Here is a 1,425-nt window from a genome sequence, read left to right on the forward strand (position 1 = left end):
TTATTTCATGGTTGTTTTTTGATGTTTTATTAAATAGGAAAGGGTAAAGATGTCAAAGCGTTGGTATGTGGTACAGGCCTATTCCGGTTTCGAGAAAAATGTTCAAAAAACATTGAAAGAGCGTATTACTCGTGAAAACATGGAAGAATATTTCGGTCAGATTCTCGTTCCTGTAGAGGAAGTGGTAGACATCAAGAATGGCCGAAAAACCATCAGTGAGCGTAAATTCTATCCAGGCTATGTGCTGGTTGAAATGGAAATGACCGATGATTCATGGCATTTGGTTAAGAGTACCCCTCGAGTAAATGGCTTTGTAGGTGGTAGCGGAAATCGTCCAATCCCAATTTCTCAAAAAGATGCAGATGCTATTTTGCAACAAGCCAAAACAGGTGTTGAGAAGCCAAAACCAAAAGTTGAATTCGAAGTGGGTCAGCAGGTTCGTGTGAATGAAGGTCCATTTGCTGATTTCAATGGAATTGTTGATGAAGTTAACTACGAGCGTAATAGACTGCGTGTTTCAGTTCAAATTTTTGGTCGGGAAACACCGGTTGAATTAGAGTTCGGTCAGGTTGAAAAGATTTAAGTGGTTTAATTCGCTTGAAAATTTTTTTTTAAGCAGATATAATCGCAAATTCTGTTTGGGAAGCGGAATGGTTCCGCGTTATACCCGTTTTTAGGAGTCCTTAAGTGGCAAAGAAAATTATCGGCTACATCAAACTGCAAATTCCTGCAGGTAAAGCCAATCCATCTCCCCCAGTTGGTCCTGCTTTGGGTCAGCGTGGTTTGAACATCATGGAATTCTGTAAAGCATTTAATGCTGCAACCCAAGGTATGGAACCTGGTTTGCCAATTCCAGTCGTGATCACCGCATTTGCAGATAAATCATTCACATTTGTGATGAAAACCCCACCAGCTTCTATCTTGTTGAAAAAAGCTGCTGGTCTGCAAAAAGGTAGTTCTAATCCTCTGACTAACAAAGTGGGTAAATTGACCCGCGCTCAGTTGGAAGAAATTGCTAAAACTAAAGAGCCTGATTTGACTGCTGCTGATTTGGATGCGGCTGTTCGTACTATCGCCGGCTCTGCTCGCTCAATGGGCTTGGATGTGGAGGGTGTTGTATAATGGCTAAAGTATCTAAACGCTTGAAAGCTCTGCGCTCTTCTGTTGAAGCTAACAAACTGTACGCAATCGATGAAGCAATTGCTTTGGTTAAAAAAGCTGCTACTGCTAAATTTGACGAGTCTGTTGATGTATCTTTCAACTTGGGTGTTGATCCTCGTAAATCTGACCAAGTTATCCGTGGTTCAGTCGTTCTGCCTAAAGGTACCGGTAAAACAACTCGCGTAGCTGTGTTTACTCAAGGTGCAAATGCAGATGCTGCTAAAGAAGCTGGCGCAGATATTGTCGGCTTTGAAGATCTGGCTG

The 1,425-nt window shown here is 41.9% G+C and carries 2 protein-coding genes and 1 pseudogene; all 3 read left to right on the top strand.

The genetic code is table 11. The features are described from left to right. Positions 1-49: 49 nt before the first annotated feature. Positions 50-583: a transcription termination/antitermination protein NusG gene (nusG, locus tag ACTHUE_RS19005; protein ID WP_070461118.1), complete on the top strand. Its 534-nt coding sequence runs from the start codon at positions 50-52 to the stop codon at positions 581-583. Positions 584-687: 104 nt separating this feature from the next. Beyond that, a complete protein-coding gene (gene rplK, locus ACTHUE_RS19010) occupies positions 688-1,122 on the top strand; it encodes a 50S ribosomal protein L11 (RefSeq protein ID WP_002220151.1) in 435 nt (144 codons plus the stop codon). Then, positions 1,122-1,425 (top strand): annotated as a pseudogene (gene rplA / locus ACTHUE_RS19015) (50S ribosomal protein L1); the annotation flags it as partial. The gene rplK and the pseudogene rplA, both read left to right, overlap by 1 nt.

The sequence above is a fragment of the Neisseria sp. P0021.S005 genome, assembly GCF_051956955.1.

Coding starts and splice junctions, on each gene's coding strand:
- nusG (WP_070461118.1), top strand. CDS start 50: ATGTCAAAGCGTTGGTATGTGGTACAGGCCTATTCCGGTTTCGAGAAA.